Here is a 21,635-nt window from a genome sequence, read left to right on the forward strand (position 1 = left end):
AACGCTTCAAGCCAAATTATTTCTTTTGTTGATTTCGGATAACCGCGTAACGGACAGGCGAGTACTAATCGATAAGACCGGACATCCGACGCGTTTTCCCGCGGCCGGTGTCCCTTATCTGTGTCTGCTGAAAGGTTTTCCCTGTGTCCGTACAGCGCCGCACGATGATCGTTCTTTCCGCGTTCGCCTTCGCCGGCATGGCCTTCACCGGTGTCGCGTCGGCGGAGTCGGCACAAGGCGAGTTCAACTGCTCCGATTTCGGTACGTGGGCGGAAGCCCAGGCCGTTTTGGAGCAGGACCCGAGCGATCCGCACGGCCTCGACGCCGATAACGACGGAATAGCTTGCGAGGACCTTCCCGGCGCGCCGGACGACGGCGAAACGACCACCACCGCGCCGCCGGAACAGCCGCCCGCCGAACAGCCCGCGGTTGAGGACAAGGACTGCGACGACTACGCGTCACAGGCGGAAGCGCAGGGCGTTCTCTCACAGGACCCCCGTGACCCGCACAACCTCGACGCCGATAACGACGGCCAGGCCTGCGAACGCTTCTTCGCACCCGCGCCCAGCACCGAGGAGCAGCAGGTCGCCGTTCATCCCGTCGGCGGTGTCGCCACCGGTGGCGACACTGGCGAGGACGACTCGGCGCTCGTGGTGATCGGCGCGCTGGCCGCCCTGTTCGGTGCCGGTGCCGTGGTGGTCGTCCGGCGCCGTGCCCAGGGGAGCAACAAGGCGTGAGCACTCCTGTTGCGCGGCGGTTCCGGTGGCGGGTCGCGGCCGTCCTCGGAACCGCCGTCGCGGTCGCGGCGGCCGTGATCCTCGTGGTGGTACTGGGCGGAGAGCACGAACCGGCCGCCCAGCCCGCGGTCTCCACACCGACCACGACACAGGCCGCGCCGCCACCCACTACGGCCGCCGTCGAAGCCACACCGATTGGGGCGTCGCGGCCGGCATGGCTGGAGATCCCCTCGATCGGCGTGCGAACCGGCGAGGTCATCGACCTCGGCCTTGAGCCGGACGGTGCGCTCGAGGTGCCCGAGGACGCGGTGACCACGGGCTGGTTCAAGGAAAGCCCCACCCCGGGCGAGCTGGGGCCGTCCGTGATCGCGGGCCACGTCGACTACGGAGGCGTGCCGGGGGTGTTCTTCCGCCTGCACGAGGTGCGACCCGGCGACGAGGTCACCGTGCACCGCGAGGACGGCACGAGCGTCGTGTTCACCGTGGACCGCGTCGAGCGGCACGCGAAATCGGAGTTCCCGACCGAGGACGTCTACGGCAACACGACGGACCCGCAGCTGCGGCTGATCACGTGCGGCGGCGCGTTCGACGACTCGACCGGGCAGTACCTCGACAACGTCGTCGCCTACGCCACGATGACCGGAGTGATCGATTAGCGCTGCGTCTCATGGCACGCTGGGTCGCATGGAGTCCTTCGCCGATGGCGTCTACGAAGCCCTCCGCACGGTCGGCGTCGACGACGCCATCGGCAGGCTCCGCGACCGGCTCCAGCCGCATTTCGCGGGCGTGGACCCCGCGGACGTCCCCGAGGTGCTCGCGCGCCACGTCGCCGATGTCGTGCGCAGGGCGCTCAGCGAGCAGCCCCAGTTGCCGCGCCAGGTCGCGCTGATCAACGAACTGCTGGACCTGTTGCGGACGCCCGAAGAGACCGTACCCGGCTCCGTCGAGCAGCTGATCGCGCTGACCAGCACCGACCAGCTCGGAACCGGACCCCCGGTCCGACCGGTGACGCCGCTGGCCGAGGCGGCCCTGCTCACCAACGCCAAGGACGAGCCGTCGCTGTCCGCCGAGCTGCGCGCCGAACTGGCCAGTGCCGATCGGGTGGACCTGCTGTGCGCCTTCATCCGCTGGCACGGCCTGCGGGTACTGGAGGAACCGCTGCGTGAACTGCGCGACCGCGGCGTTCCACTTCGCGTGTTGACCACCACGTACGTCGGCGCGACAGAGCGCAGGGCCATCGACGAACTCGTGCGCCGGTTCGGCGCCGAGGTGCGCATCAGCTACGAGCATCAGTCGACCCGGCTGCACGCCAAGGCGTGGCTTTTCCGCCGGGAATCGGGCTATGACACGGCGTTCGTCGGCAGCTCCAACCTGTCGAGGTCCGCGCTCGTCGATGGTCTCGAGTGGAACGTGCGGCTCTCCGGCGTCGCCACCCCCGAACTGCTGCGCAAGTTCGCCGCGACGTTCGACACCTACTGGGAGTCCAACGCCTTCACCGGCTACGACCCTTCGCGCGACGCCGACCGTCTCGACGACGCGCTGGCCAGAGCCGGCAACCGGACCACCGCGGCCACGACGATCAGCCTCGCCGGGCTCGAAGTGCGGCCGATGCCGCACCAGGAACGGATCCTCGAAGCGCTGGAGACCGAACGGCAGGTGCACGGCCGGCACCGCAACCTCGTGGTCGCGGCGACCGGAACCGGGAAGACAGTGGTGGCCGCAATCGACTACCGACGCCTCGTCCGCGAGTTCCACGGTCGCGATCTCAGCCTGCTTTTCGTCGCGCACCGCAGGGAGATCCTGGAACAGTCGCTGCGGACCTACCGGGAAGCGCTGGCGGACGGGGCGTTCGGCGAGTACTACGTCGGAGGGACCCGGCCGGAGCGGTGGCGGCACGTGTTCGCGACCATCCAGTCGCTGTCGTCCTATGGCGTGCAGAACCTGCCGGCCGACCATTTCGACGTCCTGGTGATCGACGAGTTCCACCACGCCGAGGCAGTAACCTACCGCCGGCTGCTCGACCGCCTGCGCCCGAAGGAACTGCTCGGGCTTACCGCGACCCCGGAGCGTGCCGACGGGACCGACGTCCGCGGGCTGTTCGGTGACCGCGCGGCGTACGAGCTGCCGCTGTGGGACGCGTTGTCCGCCGATCTACTCGTGCCGTTCCACTACTTCGGGGTCGCCGACGACGTAGATCTCTCCGGGGTCAAATGGTCGCGCGGCAACTACGACGTCGCCGGTCTGGAGCGCCTGTACACCGGCAACGACGCCCGCGCGGCCAAGGTGCTCTCGGAGTTGCGCGACAAGGTCACCGACATCGGCCGGATGCGGGCGCTGGGCTTCTGCGTCTCGATCGCCCACGCCGAGTACATGGCCAGGGTCTTCCGCGAGGCGGGCATCTCGGCGCTCGCCGTCTCCGGTTCCACGAGCCCCGCCGAGCGCGAGCGTGCGATCACCGCGCTGGCCGGTGGTGACGTGAACGTGCTCTTCGCCGCTGACCTCTTCAACGAGGGCCTCGACATCCCGCAGGTGGACACCGTGCTGTTCCTGCGGCCGACCCAGAGCGCGACGATCTTCCTGCAACAACTGGGCCGCGGGCTGCGCAGGGCACCCGGCAAGGCGGTGCTCACCGTGCTCGACTTCATCGGCCACCACCGCAAGGAGTTCCGCTTCGACGTCCGCTACCGGGCGCTCACCGGTGCGAGCCGCAAACGGCTGCAACAGCAGATCGAGCAGGGCTTTCCGTTCCTGCCGTCCGGATCGCAGGTCGTGCTCGACCGCGTGGCGCAGCGGATCGTGCTCGACAACGTGCGCACCCAGCTTCGGCTCAACCGGAAGGCACTCGCCGCAGACGTCCGCTCGCACGGCGACCTTCCGCTCGCGGCGTACCTCGAGGAGGCCGGGCGAGAACTCGTGGACGTCTACAAGAACAGCGGCTCGTGGACCGGCCTCCGGCGTGAGGCCGGTCTGCCCACCGGGCAGGCCGGACCTGACGAGGATGCACTCCTGCGCAGGGTCGGCGCATTCGCGCACGTCGACGATCGCGAGCGGACCGAGGTGTACTCCACCCTCGCCGACCCGCACGGCCCGCGATACCGGGAACTGAGCGAGCGGCAACAGCGGCTGGCCAGGATGCTGCTGTTCACCCTGTGGCCCAAGGGGGTCAGCGGCTACGAGGACGGGCTCGCTCAGCTGCGGCGCCATCCGGCGGTCTGCGCGGAGATCAGGGAACTCGTCGCCTTCGGGCTCGACCGGGCCCGGCACCTGCCAGGGTCGCTCGGCGAAGGGCTTCAGCACGTGCCGCTCGCCAGCCATGCCCGGTACCGGCGTGAAGAGATACTGGCCGCGCTCGGTTACGCGACGCTGGAGCGACCCGTTGCCAACCACGTCTCGGGCGTGGCCTGGGCGGAGGAGACGAGCACCGACGCGCTACTGATCAACCTGCACAAGAGCGAGAAGGACTTCTCGCCAACGACGATGTACCGCGACTACGCGATCAGCCCCGAACTGTTCCACTGGGAGTCGCAGAACGCGACCGCGGTCGACTCGCCGGTCGGCCGACGGTATCTGCGGCACCGCGAACACGGCACGCACGTGGTGTTGTTCGTGCGCGATCACCGCACGGACGACCTCGGACCCTCCCCTTTCCTGTGCCTTGGCCCGGCGTCGTACGTCTCGCATCGCGGCAGCAGGCCGATCGCCCTCACCTGGCGGCTGCACCGGCCCATGCCGGCCGACACGTTCACCACGGCGAGCGTCGTGGCGGGCTGAAACCCGGAAATAAGCGTGCCGCGGTGCGTGTTCGGCAGGGTATGAGCATCGAGAGCCGTGGCCGGGTCCGGACCGAGCGGGGCGCCAAGCGGGTTCGTGCCGTTTTCGCAGGGAAGGTCGTCGCCGACACCACGCGACCGTTGCTGGTGTGGGAGGTGCCGTACTACCCGACGTACTACTTCCCCCGCGAAGACGTGCGCACCGAGTTGATCGTCCCAACCGGACAGACGCGCCGGTCGCCGAGTCGCGGGGAGGGGCGCGTCTCCACGCTCAGGGTGGGCGAGCGTGAAGCCGTCGAGGCCGTCACCGACTACCCCGAGTCGCCGCTGGAGGAGCTGCGCGACCACGTGCGCCTCGATTGGGATGCGATGGACGCCTGGTTCGAGGAGGACGAGGAGGTCTACGTCCACCCTCGCGATCCCCACACGCGCATCGACATCCTGCCGAGCTCGCGGCACGTGCGGGTCGAGGTCAACGGCGTGACCGTGGCCGATTCCCGCTCCCCGAGGCTGCTGTTCGAGACCGGTCTGCCCACGCGGTACTACCTGCCCAAGGTGGACGTGCGTCTCGACCTGCTGGAGCCCAGTGACCGCGTGACGCGCTGCCCCTACAAGGGCGAGACGCGGTACTTCTCGGTGCGCGCCGGTGCCGAGCTGGTGCCCGACCTCGCCTGGACCTACCCCACCCCGCTGCCGGAGAGCGAGCGCATCGCGGGGCTGATCGCCTTTACCGACGAACTGGTCGACGTCTATGTGGACGGGCAGCTCCAAGAGCGGCCCAAGACCAAGTTCGCCTGAGGAGCTACTCCCGGTCCCGGTCGCACGCCACACCGTCGCCGTCGCGATCCAGTTCCTCGCGGTAGCCGGGGTCCCAGCGGTGGAGCGGAGCCGCGTCGGCCTCCCACACGTCCCGGCAGCTCGCGTAGTGCGGCTCCGGGTCCGGCGAGGGCTCCGGCTCGGATTCGTCCGACGACGACGGCGCCGGTGGCGGTGGCGCCGGTTCGGCCACCACCGGCGGCGGGGCCGGTGACGGCTCGGTCGTCGTCGTGGTCGTCGGTGGCGGTTCGGACGTGGGCGGGTGTGCGAGGTCGCCCTCGCACGGCGGTCCCCACAGCCCCGAGGTCCGCGCGCGGGCCGACGATTCCGCGTCGCGCAGGATCCGCCCGTACGAGCTGTTGACGTCGGCGCCCGCGTGGATCGCGTAGCCGGCCTCCAGCGCTGCGACCGCGTAGTCGGTGCCGTCGGCGAGGATGAGCCTGCCGAGGGTGTTGCCGCCTCCGGTGCCCACCGATTCGACGACCGCCTCCTCGCCCTCGAGGAGATCGGTGGCCCACGCGAGCGTCTCCCGGCCGAAGCAGCCGCCGGCCCCCGCCGTGGCGATACCCCGCACGCGCAGGGTGATCGCGGCTCCCGTTTCGGGCACGAGGCGCACCAGGTCGCCCTCCAACACGTCGGTCACGCGATAGGTCGGGGTCGGCGCGGGCGGCAGGTCGGTGGGCGCCGCGTACCGGTCGGTGGTGTCGTCCTCGCCCGACTTTCCGACGAGCGTGCTGATGCCGAACAGCAGGGCGCACACCACCAGCGTGAGCCCGATCCACAGCAGTGAGCGCTTTCCACGGGCGGCATGCGCGGGCGGCTTGTGCGCCATGGATTCGCTTCCTCGGTGATCGGCCGGTTCGACTGGTTCTCGCGGCGCGGGCCGATTTCGTTACGAAGAATCCCGGCGAAGTGCGTCAGTCGGCCGTCGGCAACGGCGGAAAGCGCAGCTCGTTGCGATCGATCTTCGCGCTCGCGGCGTCGAGCAGGTCGACACCGAGCACGTCGGCGAGGCGCGTCAGGTACAGCAGCACGTCGGCCAGTTCGTCGAGAATGTCCGCTTTGAGCTGTGGATCGTCGAGCGCCTTCGCCGACTCCTCCGGCGTGAGCCACTGAAAGAGCGCGGTCAGCTCGCCGACCTCACCCGACAACGCCATCGCGAGGTTCTTGGGCGTGTGAAAGGGTTCCCAGTCGCGGGCGGCGGCGAAGTCGCGTAGCCGTTGGATGAGGTCGTCGAGGGTCACGGCACCCTGCCTATCACACTCTCGGATTACTTTCTGTACCCAAACCAGCACTCTTGGTTTACTCGGTCTGGATTGAGAGGGGTGGTATGGCCGATTGGCGGCAGGAGGCCGCTCGCGCGGTCGAGGCGGAGCTCGAGCACGTCCGGCAGAGCGGCGAGTGGACCGAGCTGGGACGGTATCGGCGGACCGGGGACGGTGAGTACGCCGTCGACGTACGGGGGCGGCGCGTCGATCCCATCGACGACGTCCGGCTCGCGGGACCAGAGGGGCCTCGGCACGGTCCGGCCGTGCCGGCGAGGGCGCAGCTGAGGGGCGGGGTGCTGTGGCTCGCCGTACCCGGGCCGCTCCCACCGGACTGTGATCGCGTGTGGGTGCGGCAGGTGCGGGCGCACGAGTCGCTGCAGCGGCTGGCCCACGAGCTGCGCGGACTCGGTCACGCCCCGCTGGCCGACCAGCTCGCCGCAGGGGAGCTGGACCGCGCCCGCGACGCCTACCGTGCGTGCTTCCGGCCAGGGCTGCGCCTGGTGTGGGGCGGGCCGGGCACGGGCAAGACCACGCTGATCGACAGTGCCGCCGCCGACCTCGCCCGTGCGGGCAAGCGGGTACTCGTGGTGACCGCGGCAGACGAGGCGCCGATCGATCCCGGCCACGACGCGGAGCGCCTGGTGATCCAGGAGCACCTCGCGGAGCTCACCGCCGTCGAACAGCAACTGGCCGAGCTGGACGCTGCGCTCACCGGCTACGACCACGCGGCCTTTCTCGCCGTGTGCAGGCGTATCGAGAACCGCGAGCGCTCCGCGTCGCTGGAGGCCGAGTTCGCCGAGGCGCGCAGGCGGCACGAGGAGGCGTCGGAGGAGCTGGCCGCGGCGCAGGCCGAACTGCGGGCGGCGCGGGAGGCCTGGCACGACTCGACCCACCAGCGCGCGCGGCTCACCGAGGCCAGGGAACTGTCCGTGCAGCTGGCGACGGTGTCCGACGCGGTGTCCGTGCTGAGCGACCGGCTGGAGAACCGCAGGCGGTTCTACCGGGGCAGGCGCGCCGACCGCAGGGCGTTGCGCGACGCCGACGCCGACTGGGCCCGGCTCGAGGAGCTGATCGCCGACTGCCGGGCGCAGGCGCACCCGCTCACCGACGACGATGCCATCGCCATCGAGGAGGGGCTGACCGCGGCGCACGACCGGCTCGACGCCGCGGCGCGCGAGGAGACCGAGGCGTACACCCGGCTGGAGCTCGTGCGTGGCCGGATCGCGCAGCTGCGGTCGGTGGGCGTCGCGTCCGATCAGGACCATCGGTTCCACGCCGAGTGTCTTCGGCTGGACCTGCCCGGCGTGCACGCGAAACGGGAGGAACTGCGCGGCCGCAGCCCCGGCCGCGCGGCCAGGCGCGGGCAGCTGGAGGAACGGCTGTGGTGGCTCGGTGAGCGGGCCCACGGGCGGCGTTACGAGACGGGCTTCTCCGGCCGGGTCGTGAGGGCCTCCGCCGCGCGGCGTTTCGTCGCCGAGCAGCCCTTCGACGTGGTGCTCGTGGACGACGCGGGCTCAGCGCGGCTGTCCGATGTGCTCCTCGCCGTGGCGCAGGCCCGCGAGACGGCGGTGCTGTTCGGCGACCTCCGCAGGCCAGGACCGCGCGTGCGCCCGCAGGCGATCCGGAACCTGCCCGAGGTCCGCCGGTGGACACTCACCACGCCGTTCGCCCACTGCGGCATCCGCACCCCCGAGGACGCCGAGGCCCACCCCGGCTGTGCCGTGCTCACCAGGCAGCACCGCTACGGCGCGAGCGTGCGGGCACTCGCCAACAGCGCCGGCTACGACGTGCTGGAGGGCTCCGGCCGGATCGACACCGAGGTGGTGCTGCTCGACACGAGGGGCTCCTCACCCGACTACGGCGCGATCGTGCGGTTCCTGACCGCCGCCGAGCGCGAGAGCACCGCGGTGGTGGCCCCGAACCGCTTGCAGGCCGACGCGTGGCTCGCCGCCGTGCGCGACCGGCTCTCCGTCGCCGTCGGTACCGCGCGGACCCTGCCGGGCACCGACTTCGACACCGTGCTCGTGGATCTCACCGGTGACGACTGGGCCGAACGGGTACGTTCCTTCGGCGTCGCCGTCACCCGGGTGCGCAGGCGCCTGTACCTGCTCGGCGACCTCGACGCGATCAAGTCGGCGCCCATCGGCACCCCGCTGGGCTCCGTGAACGCCCTGCGCCTGCAGGGGTCGGTCGCCGTGCGCAGGCTCGACGAGGTGGTGATCCCCGCGCCAAGGCGACCACAGCCCGCGATCGATCGGCACATCACGGTGACCAAAGAGAGTGCTTCGCATGACACGATGAGCGGGTGAGGAGCCATTCGGACCTGCGCGCGTACCTCCGTTCGCTGGACGCGCTGGTGCTCGCCGACCTGCTGTGCGAGCAGGCCGAGCGTGACCCGGAGCTGGCGAGGCGGTTGCTGGCCCGCGCGCACCCGGCCGAGAACGGCGAGCTGGCCCAGGTCAGCGACCTGCTCGACGACGCGCCGCCTGCCGCCGAGTCGGTGCAGGTCGCTTCCGTGCTCGACACCCTCCAGCGGCTGCTCGACGGCGGCACGCAGGCCGACGTGGCGCCGCTCGCGCGCAGGGCCGTCGAGAAGATCACCACGGCGCTCGGGGAGGTGGACGAGCCGAGCGGGGCGGCGGCCGACCAGCTCGACCGCGCGGTGTCGCTCTACGCGCGGGCGTGCGAGGCCCACCCGCCGCGGCCGGACGAGCTCGCGGACTGGATCCTTCGCCTCGCCTTCGAGCGGCCGGGCTGGCCTGACGTCTCGCTGACACCGTTCGCGAAACCTTTGGGAGAGAAGGGCCTCGCGCACGTCAAGTCCACTGTGGAGCAGGTACTGGCGGAGCCCGTCGCCGACGAGACGGCGGGCAGGCGGCGCACCGCGCAGCGGCTCAACCAGGAGCACGCCGAGGTGACCGGCGACGTCGACACGGTCGTGCGCATGCTCTCCGAACAGCTTCCCCGGCTCGACGTCAGCCTCAAGATCGTGCGCGTGCTGCGTGCCGCGGGCAGGCACACCGAGGCCATCGCGCACGCGGCGAAGGCGCTCGGGAACGAGAACGGCGGTCGCATCAGGGGCCCGCTCGTCGCCGCGCTGGAGCGCGCCCAGCGAGCCCCGGCCCCGGCCCCGGCCCTGGTCCCAGAGTCCCAGCCCGAACCCGAACCCGGGCCCGAGTCCGAGTCCGAACCGGAAAGCGTGGACGTCGCCGCGCTGCTTGCCGAGGACCGCGGCGACGAGGCGTGGAAGACCGCGGCCGGCCGCGAGCCCGCCGAGGTGATCCCCGCCTACCGCGACCATGTCGAGCAGCTCATCGCGCGGAAGGACGCCCAGTCCTACGCCCGCGCCGCCGGACAGCTGCGCAGGCTGCGCACACTGCACAAACGGGCCGGAACCGCCGACGAGTTCGGGTCCTACCTCGCCGAGCTCGCGGAGACGCACCGGCGCAAGACGCGGTTGATCGAGGAAATCCGCAAGGCAAGAATCGCCCTGCCGAAAGCCGTCAAACAGTGACGGCTCAGGTGGTGGGCGTGGTCGGTTCGCCGATGTCCGGCTGCCCGCGACGGGCGCCCCGGCTGTCGTCGAAGTCGAGCACGAACGCGCCGCAGGCCATCGCCAGCAGAACCGTGATGCCGAGCACGGCGCCCACCCAGGTCAGGATGATGTTGAGCATCGTGTGCCTCCCCCCTGCTCCAGGGTTGCTTTCTTACCCACCAGGGTCGCCGCGGGGGAGAAGTTCTGCTATCGGCCAACCGGTTGGCACTCAGGCACCGGATCGGCCGATCGGCCGAGGCCGCCCTCAGCCGCCTGCCAGCTTCGCGACCGCGCCGACCACCTCCGGGCCGTCGAGCAGCACCGGGTCGTTGTGGTCCGCACCGGGCACCGCGACGGCGCGTCCGTTCGCCGCGTCGGCAACGGCCCTGCTCAGCTCCGGTGGAACGATCGAGTCGACTGCACCGTAGACCACCGTCACCGGCACGCGGAGCCGCTGTGCGTACTCGCTGACCGGGAACCGGTCGCGCAGCAGCAGGCTCACCGGCAGGAACGGGTAGTGACGCTTCCCGACGGCGGCGAGGTCGGTGAACGGCGAGCGCAGCACGAGCCCGTCCGGCGGGTGCTCGGTCGCCAGCTCCGTGACCACGCCTGTGCCGAGGCTCTCGCCGAAGTAGAGCAACCTCTCCGGCTTCTGCCGTACCAGGAAGTCCCGTGCCGCGCGCGCGTCGAGGGCGAGTCCCTCCTCGCTCGGTGAGCCCGGATTCCCGCCGTAACCCCGGTAATCGAGCAGCAGCACCGACAGCCCGCGCCCGTTGAGGGCCTCGGCGAGCGGTACGCGCAGGGAGCGGTTGCCCGCGTTGCCCGGTGCGACGAGCACGGCCGCCCGCGCGTCCTCGACCGGGAAGTACCAGGCGCCGAGCCGCAGGCCGTCACCCGTCGTGAGCGTGACGTCCCGCCCGGACGGCAGGACGTCGGCCGCATTCGGCAGCGGCCCGCCGGAGGGCAGGTAGATCAGCTTGCGCTGGAACGCGAACGCGGCACCGAACACCACAGCCACGATGGTGACCACCACCGCGAGCCCGATCAACACCCGGCGCCGCATGGTCACCGGGCGAGCGTGCCGAAGTTGCGGCACAACGCGGGGACCACGGCCTCGGGCGCCGCGCCCACGGTCGCGAGCAGTTCCTCCGCCAGCCGGGTGGATGCCTCCAGCTGGGCAGGCGCGCGGAGTCGTTGCCAGTGTTCGAGGGTGTGCAGCAGCAGCTTCGCGGCCTCGGGCATCCTGCCCAGCCGCAGCAGCGCCGTCGCCTGCGCGGACGTGGCCGCCCCCTCGACCATCGTCGCGTCAGCCTGCTGCGCCAGCGCGCGTGCCCGGCCGAGCGCGGCGACGCCGTCCTCGACATCGCGGGCCAGCCGCACCATCGCGTCCACATAGGACGCAAAGGCGCGGTGCGCGGAGGGGACGGCCAGCGTGCGGGCCGCTTCCGCCGCCTCACCACCGGCTCCGGCGTCGAGCAGTGCGAGCACCGCCCATGCGTCGGCGCGGTGTGCGTCGGGAACGTCGCGCAGGGCGAGGATCTCGTGGCAGGCGGCGCGGGCCGACCCCGTGTCGGGTGAGGTGAGCGCGAGCGTGTGCAACGCGAGGTAGCGCTCCTCGTCGGTCGTGGCGATCTGCGCCGCGCGCTCGGCGAGCCCGCGCGCCGAAGCGAGGTCGCCATACCGCACGGCCGCGCGCGCCGCCGCGCCCGCCGCGAGCGGATGTTCCAAGTCTCCCAGTGCGAGCTGCCACGCGAGAAAGTCCACTTCGGAGCGATAGGGCGAGAGCAGCCCCAGCCGTCCCGCCAGCTCGCCCGCGAGCCCCGGTTCCTCGGTGCGAGCCCAGCGCAGCGCGGCCGTGACGTCGGCGGCGTTGTTCCGCAGCCGCGCGGCCGCAGCCCGGTCGTCCTCGCCGGTGGCCTCGGCCGCCGCGCGGGTGGCGAGATCGAGGCACCACCGCGCGTGCCGGTCCCGCGTCTTGTGCTCGGTCGGCGAGCCCGCGAGGTGCCGCGCGGCGACCTGCCGCACCAGCTCCGGAATCCGGAACCGCGCGCTCTTCGCGTCCTCCACGGTCAGCAGCGACAGCTCCGCGAGCCGCGTGATGCCCGAGGCGATCGCACCGCCGATGTCGGTCACCGCCTCCGCGGCATGCAGGTCGAACTCGCCCCGGAACACGGTCAGCGCGGACAGCAGCTCCGCGTCCGCCGCGGCGAGCCGGTCGAAGGCCCACTCCACGACCGCGCGCGGCAGGTCCTTCAGCTCCTCGACGCCGTGCACGGCGGCGCGCGACGCGGCGAGCTCGATGTTCAGCGGGTGACCCGGCATCGTCCGCAGCGCCCCGCGCACCAGACCGGTCTGCTCGGGGGTGATCGCGAAGCCGGGCCGCACCCTGCGGGCGCGGGCAAGGAACAGGTGCCCGCTCTCCGACGTGAGCGGTTCACCGCCGGACGGCAGCGGCGCCAGCGGCAGCACCCGCTCGCCGCCGACGCCGAGCGGAACCCGGCTCGTGGCGAGCAGGCGGACGCCGGGACACCGGTGCAGCACCCGCTTCGCCAGCGCCCTGACCTCGGTGAGCACGTGCTCGCAGTTGTCGAGCACGAGCAGCAGCCGCTGGTCTCCGAGGTAGTCGGCGACGGCGCCGAGCACGTCGTCGGCCGTGCCGCGCGCGTGCACGCCGAGTGCCGCGGCGACGGCGAGCGGAACCTCCTCGGGCTCCAGTGTGGACAGTTCGACCGTGGGCGGCGGTCCGTCCATCGTGGACAGCGTTTCGAGCAGCAGGCGCGTCTTGCCGGTCCCGCCGCCTCCCGTGATCGTGACGAGGCGCTCGCGCCCGGCCAGCGCGGTGAGCCGCGCCAGCTCGCTCTCCCTGCCGAGGAACGACGTCGGTGGCGGCAGCCGCGGCGCGCGCACCGGCCAGCGGTGGGTGAGCGGATGGGGCTCCTCGCCGCCGATGGCGCGGTAGGTCTCGCGCAGCTCGACGGACGGGTCCACGCTCAGCTCGGCGAGCCGCGCCCGGACGTGGCGGAAGGTCTCCAGCGCCTCGGCGGTCCGCCCGGCCCGATGCAGGGCCGTCATCGCCAGCGCGCACATCCCCTCCCGGAACGGCTCGACGGCGAGCACCTCGAGCAGCCGGTCGCCGGCGGCGCCCGCGTGGCCCACTGCCAGCTCGCAGCGCGCGAGGTGTTCGATCGCGCGGAACCGCAGCTCACCGAGCCGCAACGCCTCGTCGTGCGCCCGCCCACCCGGCGTCAGCTCGGGGTAGGCGATGGGACCGCGCCAGAGCGCGAGCGCGCGGTTCAGCAGCCGCACGCCCTCACGCGGGCGGGCGTTGAGCGACTTCTCGACCAGCCGTTCGAAGCGCACGGCGTCGATGCGGCCGGGATCGATCCGCAGCAGGTACCCGGTCTGCGACCAGGTGACGTCGGCGGTGGGCGCGAGCAGCGTCCGCAGGCGCGACACCCGGGTGCCGAGGGCGTCCTCGGCGCTGGCGCCGGGACGGGGACCCCACCCGGCGGCGATCAGCTCGGCGGGCGGGACGGGCTCGTTCGCGCGCACCGTCAGCGCGGCGAGCACCGCGCGCAGGGCAGGGTCGGCCAGCGCGTCCCTTGCGCCGCCGCGCTCGACCCACGCCTGCCCAAGGGCGCGCACGAGGATGCCGCGCGGCCTGGTGCCCACGCAGGACATCATCGCCGGATTCGGCCGATTTGCCAGCACGCAGACGGGCGAGGTGTGCGCGACCACACCCACGCTGAGTATCAGCCGACCGCAGTGAAGGCCACCTTCACTGCGTTGAACGCAGTGAAGGTGGCCTTCACTGAGCCTTTTCCATCTTGATCTTTGTGTGTTTGGCGTGTTGGTGTGCTGAACGTAGTGAAGCTCCTGGTAGATGGATCGTCGACCAAGATCAACCCAGGACCACCAGGAGCTTCGCGTGTTGTTGTATCCCGGCACGATCGACCTGTCCACCACCCACCTGCGGTATGTCGCCACCGTGGTCCGCGTCCACCGCCGCCGGATCGGCAGCCGCTGGCGTCGGCTCTCGGCCGGCCAGCAGGCCCTGCTGGTGCTGGCCCACCTGCGCAACGGCGACCCCTACGCGCGGCTGGCCGCCGGATTCGGCATCGGGATCGCCACCGTGTACCGCTACATCCGCGAAACGGTCCACCTGCTCGCCGCCCGCGCACCCACCCTCACCGACGCACTCCGGCGCCTGTCCCGCCACGGCGACAACTACGCCATCCTCGACGGCAGCGTCATCCGCACCGACCGGCTCGCCGCCGACCGACCGTTCTACTCCGGCAAACACCGCCACCACGGGATCAACCTGCAAGCACTCACCGACCCGCGCGGCACCCTGCTCTGGGTCTCCGACGGCCTACCCGCAGCGGTCAACGACACCGCCGCAGCCCGCCACCACAACATCCCCGACGCCTGCCGCCAAGCCGGCATCACCGTGCTGGCCGACAGCGGCTACCACCACATCGCCGACGGGGTGATCACCCCCTACAAACGCGTGGGCGGCGGCCACATCACCACCCGGGAACTCAACCCCGGCCAACGCGTAGCCAACACCGCCCTCGCCCGCGTCCGCGCCCCCGGCGAACGCGCCTTCGCCACCCTCAAAACCTGGCGCATCCTCACCCGCGTCCGCTGCAGCCCCCACCACGTCACCACACTCGCCAAAGCCATCCACACCCTCGAACACCACCCCCACCACCAAGGATGAAAAAGGCTCACTGCAGCCGCCGGGGGGCCTTCAGTGCGGCTAGAGCTTGCGCAGGCGGACCCGGTTGATCGAGTGGTCGGCGTCCTTGCGCAGCACGAGCGTCGCGCGCGGGCGCGTTGGGCGGATGTTCTCGATCAGGTTCGGCTCGTTGATGGTCTTCCACAGGTGCTTCGCCTCGGCGCGCGCCTCGTCGTCGGGCAGGCTCGCGAAGTGGTGGAAGTGCGACGTCGGGTCGGCGAACGCCGTGTGCCGTAGCTCCAGGAACCGCTCGATGTACCACTGCTCGATGTCGGCGGTGTGCGCATCGACGTAGATCGAGAAGTCGAACAGGTCCGACACCGTCAGCCGGGGACCGGGCTGCAGCACGTTGAGGCCCTCGAGGATCAGGATGTCCGGCCTGCGCACCACCTGCTCCTCGCCGGGCAGGATGTCGTAGGCCAGGTGCGAGTACACCGGCGCCCGCACCTCGTCGGCGCCGGACTTCACCTCGGTGACGAACCGCAGCAGCGCCCTGCGGTCGTAGCTCTCCGGGAAGCCCTTGCGGTGCATGATGCCCCTGCGCACCAGTTCGGCACGCGGGTACAGGAATCCGTCCGTGGTCACGAGGTCCACGCGCGGGTGGTCCGGCCAGCGGGCCAGCAGCGTGCGCAGGATGCGCGCGGTGGTGGACTTGCCGACCGCGACACTGCCCGCGACGCCGATGATGAACGGGACCTTGGTGCCCCGCGTGTCCTCACCGAGGAACGTCGTGGTGGCCTCGTACAACCGTTGCCGTGCCGCCACCTGCAGATTGATCATGCGGGACAGCGGCAGGTAGACCTCGGCCACCTCGGTCAGGTCGATCTGTTCGCCAAGCCCTCTCAGCCTCACCAGCTCGCCGGCAGTCAGCGGCAGCGGCGTCGAGCGGCGCAGCTCACGCCACTGGTCACGCTGCAACTCGACATAGGGGCTCAGCTCACGGACCCGTGGCATTCGCTCACTCCTCGCCCGTCGATGGGCCAGCGCCGTACACGTGTGTAACGCGCATCTAACGTTAGGGCTTACCGGCGTTCAACGGGCTGTGACGTTCTGCACGTCTGGGTGAACGGACCAGGTCAGCGGCCGAAGAAGACCTCTTCCCATGCGGCCGTGACCTGCCTGGCGCAGCTCTCGGGGGGCACGCCGCCGACCCCGGTGCCCAGCCCTGGCATGGCGATGGTGTCGATCACGCTGCGCAGCGCGGTGCCGTTGTCGAGCCTGCCGTCGCGCCAGAGCAGGAAGACGGCCCTGGCCGCGAGGTAGGGGTGCACGGTGTCGCCGGGCAGCAGTTCGCCGGGCTCCCGCATCGTCGGCGAGCTGATCAGCCACGCCGGTGCGGGCTCGCCGGTGGAAACCACCACGGCCTCGCCGATCGGCAGCTCGCCACCGTGGTAGGCGAGCACGGCACTGCGCACCGCCTGCTCGATGCCGGGAAACGCCCGCGCGTAGACGGCATCGATGCCGCCACGCATCCAGCCGAAGGAGTTCGCGGGGCTGACCACCGCCTGTGCGTGCACGTCGAGCACCGATCCGGAGTGGACTCTCACCGGGCCGTCGACGTTGTCCCGCACGGATTCCCACGCCTCGACGAGCGGTCGGTCGAGCGCGCACAGGACCAACTCTGGGGTTCTGTGCGGCGCTTCGTGGGACGACCCGTTGCGAGCCATGTGGGTGCCTGATTCGGCGGTCACGCGTACAGCATGGCAAAAAACGTCAACCGGGAGAACCGGCCGACCTACCGGCTATCGGAGTGAAACTCGTCTCGCCGTAGCCTGGCCTCGTGTCACGGATCGCCTATTTCGGACCGCAGGGAACCTTCACCGAGCAGGCCGCGCGCAGCCTCGCCGGTGACGAGGAACTGTTCCCCGTCGAGACCATCTCCGCAGCGCTCACCAGTGTCCGCAAGGGCGAGGCCGACGCCGCGTGCGTGCCGGTCGAGAACTCCGTGGAGGGGCCGGTGACGGCGACCCTCGACGGGCTCGCCGAGGAGGCTCCGCTCGTGGCGGTAGCCGAGGCGTTGCTTCCCGTTCACTTCACAGTCCTCGCGCGTGAGGACGTCGAAACCGTGCGTACCGTCGCGAGCCACCCGCACGCGCTCGCGCAGGTACGGCTGTGGCTGGAGCGCAACCTGCCCGAGGCGCGGCCCGTGGTGGCGTCGTCCACCGCGGCCGCGGCCGTCGCCGTGCAGCGCGGGGAGTACGACGCCGCCGTCACCGCGCCCGTCGCGGTCGAGCACTACCCGCTGCGGGTGCTGGCCACCGGTGTCGCCGACGTGCCCGACGCGCGCACCCGGTTCCTGCTGCTGAGGCCGCCGGGCAGGCTCCCTGAGCCGACCGGGGCCGACCGCACGTCGATCGTCGCCGCCGCGGCCAACCGCACCGGTGCGCTGGCCGAACTGCTCAGCGAGCTCGCCACGCGTGGCATCAACCTGACTCGGCTCGACGCGCGCCCGATCAAGGGCAACTTCGGCATGTACCGGTTTTTCATCGACTTCGAGGGCCATGTCGCCGAGCCGCGCATCGGCGGCGCGCTGGCCGCGCTGCGCAGGCGGTGCAACAACGTGCGGTTCCTCGGCTCGCACCCGCGGGCCGACGGTGTCGCGGCGACGATCGAGCCCGGCGCTGCCAACGACGACTTCGTCAACGCCGACGCGTGGGTGGACGCGGTGCGGAAGGGAGAGCTGGCGTGAGGTTGTACCTGGTCAGGCACGCGCAGAGCGAGGCGAACGTGCTCAAGACGCTCAACACCGCGCTGCCGGGGCCGCCGCTGACCGAGCTGGGTCGCAGGCAGGCCGACGCGCTGGCCGAGCAGCTCGCGGGCGAGCCCGTTGCCGCCGTGTACGCGTCGCAGGCCACCCGCGCGCAGCAGACGGCGGCGCCGCTGGCGTCCTCGCTCGCGCTCGACCTGCAGGTGGTGGAGGGCATCCACGAGATCCAGGTCGGCGAGCTGGAGGACCGGGGCGACACCGAGGCGCTCGAACGGTACTTCGGCACCGTCGGCCCGTGGACGCGCGGCGATCTGAGCCCGGCGATGCCGGGCGGCGAGAGCGGAAGGGACGTCTACGACCGGTTCGTCACCGCGGTCGGCGACCTGCGCGCCAAGCACGTCGAGGTGGATCCCGACGGCGTGGTGGTCGTGGTCAGCCACGGCGGCGCCATCCGCCTCGGCGCCGAATGGCTCGCCGACAACGTCAAGCCCGAGATCGCCGACAAGGGCCTGCTGCCCAACACCGGCATCGTCCGGCTCGAGACCAGGGGCGACGACGGCTGGACCTGCCTCGACTGGGCCGGTATGGGAATGGCTTGACGCACTTTCCGGCTTTCGGGTGAGAAAGTCACGCAACCCTCCGTGTGTGGCGCACGTCCTCTGGGTAGTCACGCACACAGGGAGGCGACCATGACCGACAAGCGCGTTGACGTCTCACACGTGGCACTCGCCGCTGCCGGAGCGGCACTGACCCTGCTGCTCGCCGCGTGCGGCGAGGGCACCCAGGACGCGGCACAGAACCCGGCCGTGCCGTCCTCGTCCACCTCGTCGTCGGCACAGTCGGAGACCCCGTCGACGACCCAGGAGCAGCAGCCGGCCTCGGAGACCTCCGAGCCCGGCACGTCGCAGGGACAGCCCGCCCCTGCCGACGCATCCGGCCTGTGCAAGTCCGGTGACCTGCGGCTTTCGCTCGGCCACGGCGACGCCGCCGCGGGCACGCAGTACCGGCCGTTGCAGTTCACCAACGTCGGCGGCGACGCCTGCGTGATCCAGGGGTTCCCCGGCGTCTCGTACGTGGCGGGGGCCGACGGCCACCAGGTGGGTGCCGCGGCGTTCCGTGAGGGCACCAAGGGCTCGCCGGTGACGCTCAACCCCGGCGACATGGCCTACGCCGAGGTCGGGTTCGTGCAGGTCCGCAACTACGAAGCGGCCGAGTGCCGTCCCACCGAGGTGCGCGGGCTGCGGGTCTACCCGCCGCAGGAGACCGAGTCGATGTTCATCGAGGCGCCGGGCACCGGCTGCGCCGGTGAGGACATCCCCGGCAACCAGCTGACCGTCAGGACGATCCAGCCCGGCTCCGGCGACGCCTAGCTGGGGAACCGCACGGTCGCGAACGCCCCGGCGGCGAGCGCGAGCAGCAGCCCGCCCGACACCACGAACGTGGCGGACGGGCTGCCCAGCGCGTCGGTGAGCACACCGCCGAGCAGGGCGCCCACGGGCAGCGAACCCCATACGACCGTGCGCCACGCGCCCAGCACCCGGCCGAGCAGCTCGCCGGGAACGAGCGTGTGGCGCGCGGTCGCCAGCAGGACGTTCACGGTCACCACGGCAGCCGCGAACAGGCCGAACAGGGTGGCCGACAGCGCGGGCTGCGCGGTGAAGCCCATCCCGCCGAAGGCGAGCCCGCACACGACGATCCCGCCGGTGAGCACCGTCCGCCTGCCGGTCCGGTCGAGCAGCCGGGACGCCACGGCGGCTCCGGCGAGCCCGCCGATGCCGCCGACGAACGCGAACAACCCGAACGCGGCGGGGGACAGGCGCAGGTCTTCCAGCGCGTAGAGCACCAGCTGCGCCTGTGCCAGCTCGGTGAGCATGCTGAGCAGGCCCGCGACGAGCACGAGGCGCAGCAGCAGCGGGTTGCGGCGCAGCCAGCGCAGGCCCTCGGCCAGGTCGGCACGCAGCGAGGACTCCGGTCGCGCCGGTCCGCGAGGCCGGTAGCTGCCTGCCAGCGCGACGAGCAGGGCGGCGCCCACCGCGAACGCGACCGAGTTGAGCAGGAACGGCAGCGAGGCGAACAGCGCGAACGTGAGGCTGCCGACCGGTCCGCCGAGGAACGTCTGGCCCACGATCTCGGTGGCCTGGAGCTTGCTGTTGGCCTTCGCGAGCCCGCTCCCGTCGACGACGGACGGGATGAGCACGTTCGCGGCGCTGTCGGCCACCGTCTCCGCGACCCCGATCAGCAGCGCCGCCGCGTACACCAGCCAGATCGAGACGGCGTCGAGGTACACGAGCAACGCGACCGCGCCGACGACCACGGCCCGCGCGGTGTTGGCGAGCACGATCGCGGTGCGCCGGTCGACACGGTCCAGCAGCGCGCCCGCCACCAGGGCGAACAGCAGCCAGGGCAGGAACTGGGCCGCCGAGAGGCCCGCGATGAGCACGGGGTCGCGCGTGACGGTGGCAGCCAGCAGCGGGAAGGCGACCTTGCCGATGCCGTCGCCGAGATTGCTGAACGCGCTCGACCCCAGTAGCCACGTGAGCCGGCGCTCAACGCTACGAACCATCGCCGCCCACGCCTGGAGCAGACCTCGGACGCAACCCGCTCGCAAGCAACGTAACCCGGCCGGGTGACAAGGTTCGTTCCGCCCGCTCAGCCCCAGCCGAGCTCGTGCAGGCGAGCGTCGTCGATGCCGAAGTGGTGCGCGATCTCGTGCACGACGGTGATCAGCACCTCCTCCACCACGTCCTCCTCGCTGGAGCAGATGGCGAGGATCGGCTCGCGGTAGATCGAGATCCGGTCGGGCAGCACGCCGCCGTAGTCGTGGCCGCGCTCGGTGAGCGCGATCCCGTGGTAGAGGCCCAGGATGTCGGGCTCCTCCTCGTTGTGCTCTTCCACCAGCACCACGACGTTGTCCATCGCCAGCGCGAACTCCTCGGGCACCTGGTCGAGTGCCTCCGCCACGAGCTCCTCGAAGCGTCGCAGCGGCATGTCCACCGGCACCTCAGCCCCCGTTGCCCTGTTCGGAGCCGCCCTGCTGTTCCTGCTCCTGCTGCCGGTTCTGCTGGTCGTTCTGCTTGTTCGACTCGCCCTGCCTCGGCTTCTGCTCGGTGGTCGGCGGCGGAGGCGCGTCCTTGGCGACGCTGCCCCGCACCGGAGCCAGCCCGCTGTTGTCCTCGAGCTTCGCGCCGACCTTGCAGTTCACCAGCGTGGAGCCGGCGTCCCAGCTCTCCTTCTCCCGCAGGTCCCAACCGAGGATGAGGCCCTTGTCGCGGAGGTTGGCTCCGCCGGTGTACTCGCCGACGATGCGGTTGCACTCGGTGTCGAGCCACTTCTCCTGCTCGTCGGCAGAGGGGAACGCCTCGAAGTGGTTGGCGAGGTTCACCAGGCCGACGATCTCGTACGAGTGCTCCTTGGTGCAGTCGACCGGGTCACCCACGGTCTTGTTGACGAGCGCGAGGCACGTGCCCGGCTCCCAGACGTTCGACTGGTTCTCGTCCTTGGCCTTGCCCTTGAGCGGCTGAAGCTCGCCGCCGGGGGACACCCACTGGATGCCGCAGTGCAGCTTCCGCTCGCCCTGGGTCCACTGCTGCTCGTCCGGCCGCAGCACGCCGAGCGAGAGCTTGCCGAACGGGTCGAGCGGCTTGTCGAGGTAGTCGCGCACGCTCTGCCCGCACCGCTGCTCGGCGATGGTCTGCCAGGCGTCGGCATTCGGCGGGCGGGCGTCCTTCGGGTACTGCGCCGAGATATCCACCACACCGGCGACCTCGAAGAGGTGCTCCTGGGCGCAGCCGACCTTTTTCACGTCGCTCGCGTCGGGCTTGGTCCACGTGAGGCAGCTGCCCGGCGGGGAGCTGAACGCCTCCCTGCGTGCCGTCACCGCGGCCTCCTCCGCCGCCTGCACGCGGTCGGCCTCGGTCTCGACTCCCCAGGAGAAGACCCAGCTCAGCGACATGGCGACGATGGCGCCGACGAACACGCCGGCCATGAGCACCCTGGTGCGCACGGCCGGTCTGCTCAGTGGGAACCGGTTGGGCTCGTCGGACATCGGTACCCATGATGCC

20 protein-coding genes are annotated in these 21,635 nt (G+C 71.3%); 10 read left to right on the top strand and 10 right to left on the bottom strand.

Going from position 1 to position 21,635, the window contains the following annotated elements; translation table 11 throughout:
- Positions 1-197: 197 nt before the first annotated feature.
- From BA062_RS02725 to BA062_RS02740, 4 genes are read left to right on the top strand one after another with little or no spacing between them, the layout of a single operon-like run.
- Positions 198-737, top strand: coding sequence for an excalibur calcium-binding domain-containing protein (locus BA062_RS02725; RefSeq protein ID WP_168213867.1), 540 nt, complete (start codon positions 198-200; stop codon positions 735-737).
- Positions 734-1,393 carry a class F sortase gene (locus tag BA062_RS02730; protein WP_245959650.1) on the top strand — a complete coding sequence of 220 codons (660 nt, stop codon included), beginning with the start codon at positions 734-736 and terminating at the stop codon, positions 1,391-1,393. The genes BA062_RS02725 and BA062_RS02730 overlap by 4 nt, the downstream gene beginning before the upstream one ends.
- 28 nt (positions 1,394-1,421) lie before the next feature.
- Positions 1,422-4,508 carry a DEAD/DEAH box helicase gene (locus BA062_RS02735; protein WP_110334439.1) on the top strand — a complete coding sequence of 1,029 codons (3,087 nt, stop codon included), beginning with the start codon at positions 1,422-1,424 and terminating at the stop codon, positions 4,506-4,508.
- Positions 4,509-4,549: 41 nt separating this feature from the next.
- Entirely contained in the window at positions 4,550-5,305 is a 756-nt protein-coding gene (locus tag BA062_RS02740) for a DUF427 domain-containing protein (protein WP_110334440.1), read from the top strand.
- 4 nt (positions 5,306-5,309) lie between these two features.
- On the opposite strand, the gene BA062_RS02745 is transcribed toward BA062_RS02740, so the two are convergent.
- Positions 5,310-6,155 (bottom strand): thermonuclease family protein, encoded by an 846-nt coding sequence (locus tag BA062_RS02745; RefSeq protein WP_110334441.1) that lies wholly within the window; start codon positions 6,153-6,155, stop codon positions 5,310-5,312.
- 85 nt (positions 6,156-6,240) lie between these two features.
- Positions 6,241-6,567 (bottom strand): nucleotide pyrophosphohydrolase, encoded by a 327-nt coding sequence (locus BA062_RS02750; protein WP_110334442.1) that lies wholly within the window; start codon positions 6,565-6,567, stop codon positions 6,241-6,243.
- Between the two features lie 86 nt (positions 6,568-6,653).
- Here BA062_RS02750 and BA062_RS02755 point away from each other — a divergent pair, with 86 nt between their 5' ends.
- Both BA062_RS02755 and BA062_RS02760 read left to right on the top strand, forming a co-directional pair.
- Positions 6,654-8,900 carry an AAA domain-containing protein gene (locus BA062_RS02755; protein WP_110334443.1) on the top strand — a complete coding sequence of 749 codons (2,247 nt, stop codon included), beginning with the start codon at positions 6,654-6,656 and terminating at the stop codon, positions 8,898-8,900.
- Positions 8,897-10,105 (top strand): hypothetical protein, encoded by a 1,209-nt coding sequence (locus BA062_RS02760; RefSeq protein ID WP_110334444.1) that lies wholly within the window; start codon positions 8,897-8,899, stop codon positions 10,103-10,105. Before BA062_RS02755 ends, BA062_RS02760 begins: the two co-directional genes overlap by 4 nt.
- A 4-nt stretch (positions 10,106-10,109) precedes the next feature.
- Here the strand turns inward: BA062_RS02760 and BA062_RS39720 are convergent, their stop codons facing one another.
- The 3 genes from BA062_RS39720 to BA062_RS02770 form a co-directional block, all read right to left on the bottom strand.
- A complete protein-coding gene (locus BA062_RS39720) occupies positions 10,110-10,265 on the bottom strand; it encodes a hypothetical protein (protein ID WP_168213868.1) in 156 nt (51 codons plus the stop codon).
- 126 nt (positions 10,266-10,391) lie between these two features.
- A complete protein-coding gene (locus BA062_RS02765; protein WP_110334445.1) occupies positions 10,392-11,189 on the bottom strand; it encodes an alpha/beta hydrolase in 798 nt (265 codons plus the stop codon).
- A gap of 2 nt (positions 11,190-11,191) precedes the next feature.
- Positions 11,192-13,798 (bottom strand): ATP-binding protein, encoded by a 2,607-nt coding sequence (locus tag BA062_RS02770; RefSeq protein WP_146239990.1) that lies wholly within the window; start codon positions 13,796-13,798, stop codon positions 11,192-11,194.
- A gap of 256 nt (positions 13,799-14,054) precedes the next feature.
- Between BA062_RS02770 and BA062_RS02775 the strand changes: the two genes are divergently transcribed.
- Entirely contained in the window at positions 14,055-14,849 is a 795-nt protein-coding gene (locus tag BA062_RS02775; protein WP_110334447.1) for a transposase family protein, read from the top strand.
- Between the two features lie 39 nt (positions 14,850-14,888).
- Here the strand turns inward: BA062_RS02775 and coaA are convergent, their stop codons facing one another.
- On the bottom strand, positions 14,889-15,821 hold the full coding sequence (gene coaA / locus BA062_RS02780) for a type I pantothenate kinase (RefSeq protein ID WP_110334448.1): 933 nt from the start codon (positions 15,819-15,821) through the stop codon (positions 14,889-14,891).
- A 122-nt stretch (positions 15,822-15,943) separates the two neighbouring features.
- Positions 15,944-16,558 carry a macro domain-containing protein gene (locus BA062_RS02785; RefSeq protein ID WP_110334449.1) on the bottom strand — a complete coding sequence of 205 codons (615 nt, stop codon included), beginning with the start codon at positions 16,556-16,558 and terminating at the stop codon, positions 15,944-15,946.
- Between the two features lie 89 nt (positions 16,559-16,647).
- Here BA062_RS02785 and pheA point away from each other — a divergent pair, with 89 nt between their 5' ends.
- The 3 genes from pheA (at position 16,648) to BA062_RS02800 (ending at position 18,944) form a co-directional block, all read left to right on the top strand.
- The gene (pheA, locus tag BA062_RS02790) at positions 16,648-17,556 is read left to right on the top strand and encodes a prephenate dehydratase (protein WP_110334450.1); all 909 of its coding nucleotides are present in this window, start codon (positions 16,648-16,650) and stop codon (positions 17,554-17,556) included.
- Positions 17,553-18,173, top strand: a complete 621-nt coding sequence (locus BA062_RS02795) for a histidine phosphatase family protein (protein WP_110334451.1) — start codon at positions 17,553-17,555, stop codon at positions 18,171-18,173. Before pheA ends, BA062_RS02795 begins: the two co-directional genes overlap by 4 nt.
- A 90-nt stretch (positions 18,174-18,263) precedes the next feature.
- On the top strand, positions 18,264-18,944 hold the full coding sequence (locus BA062_RS02800) for a DUF4232 domain-containing protein (RefSeq protein ID WP_110334452.1): 681 nt from the start codon (positions 18,264-18,266) through the stop codon (positions 18,942-18,944).
- Here the strand turns inward: BA062_RS02800 and BA062_RS02805 are convergent.
- The 3 genes from BA062_RS02805 to BA062_RS02815 all read right to left on the bottom strand — a co-directional run bounded on the left by BA062_RS02805 (position 18,941) and on the right by BA062_RS02815 (position 21,619).
- Complete coding sequence (locus BA062_RS02805) at positions 18,941-20,137, bottom strand: MFS transporter (RefSeq protein WP_110334453.1); 1,197 nt, start codon at positions 20,135-20,137, stop codon at positions 18,941-18,943. The genes BA062_RS02800 and BA062_RS02805 overlap by 4 nt on opposite strands.
- 86 nt (positions 20,138-20,223) lie before the next feature.
- A complete protein-coding gene (locus tag BA062_RS02810) occupies positions 20,224-20,574 on the bottom strand; it encodes a metallopeptidase family protein (protein WP_110334454.1) in 351 nt (116 codons plus the stop codon).
- A gap of 1 nt (position 20,575) precedes the next feature.
- The gene (locus tag BA062_RS02815; RefSeq protein ID WP_110334455.1) at positions 20,576-21,619 is read right to left on the bottom strand and encodes a septum formation family protein; all 1,044 of its coding nucleotides are present in this window, start codon (positions 21,617-21,619) and stop codon (positions 20,576-20,578) included.
- Positions 21,620-21,635 lie beyond the last annotated feature (16 nt).

It is taken from the genome of Prauserella flavalba, from assembly GCF_003202235.1.
Classification (GTDB): domain Bacteria; phylum Actinomycetota; class Actinomycetes; order Mycobacteriales; family Pseudonocardiaceae; genus Prauserella_A; species Prauserella_A flavalba.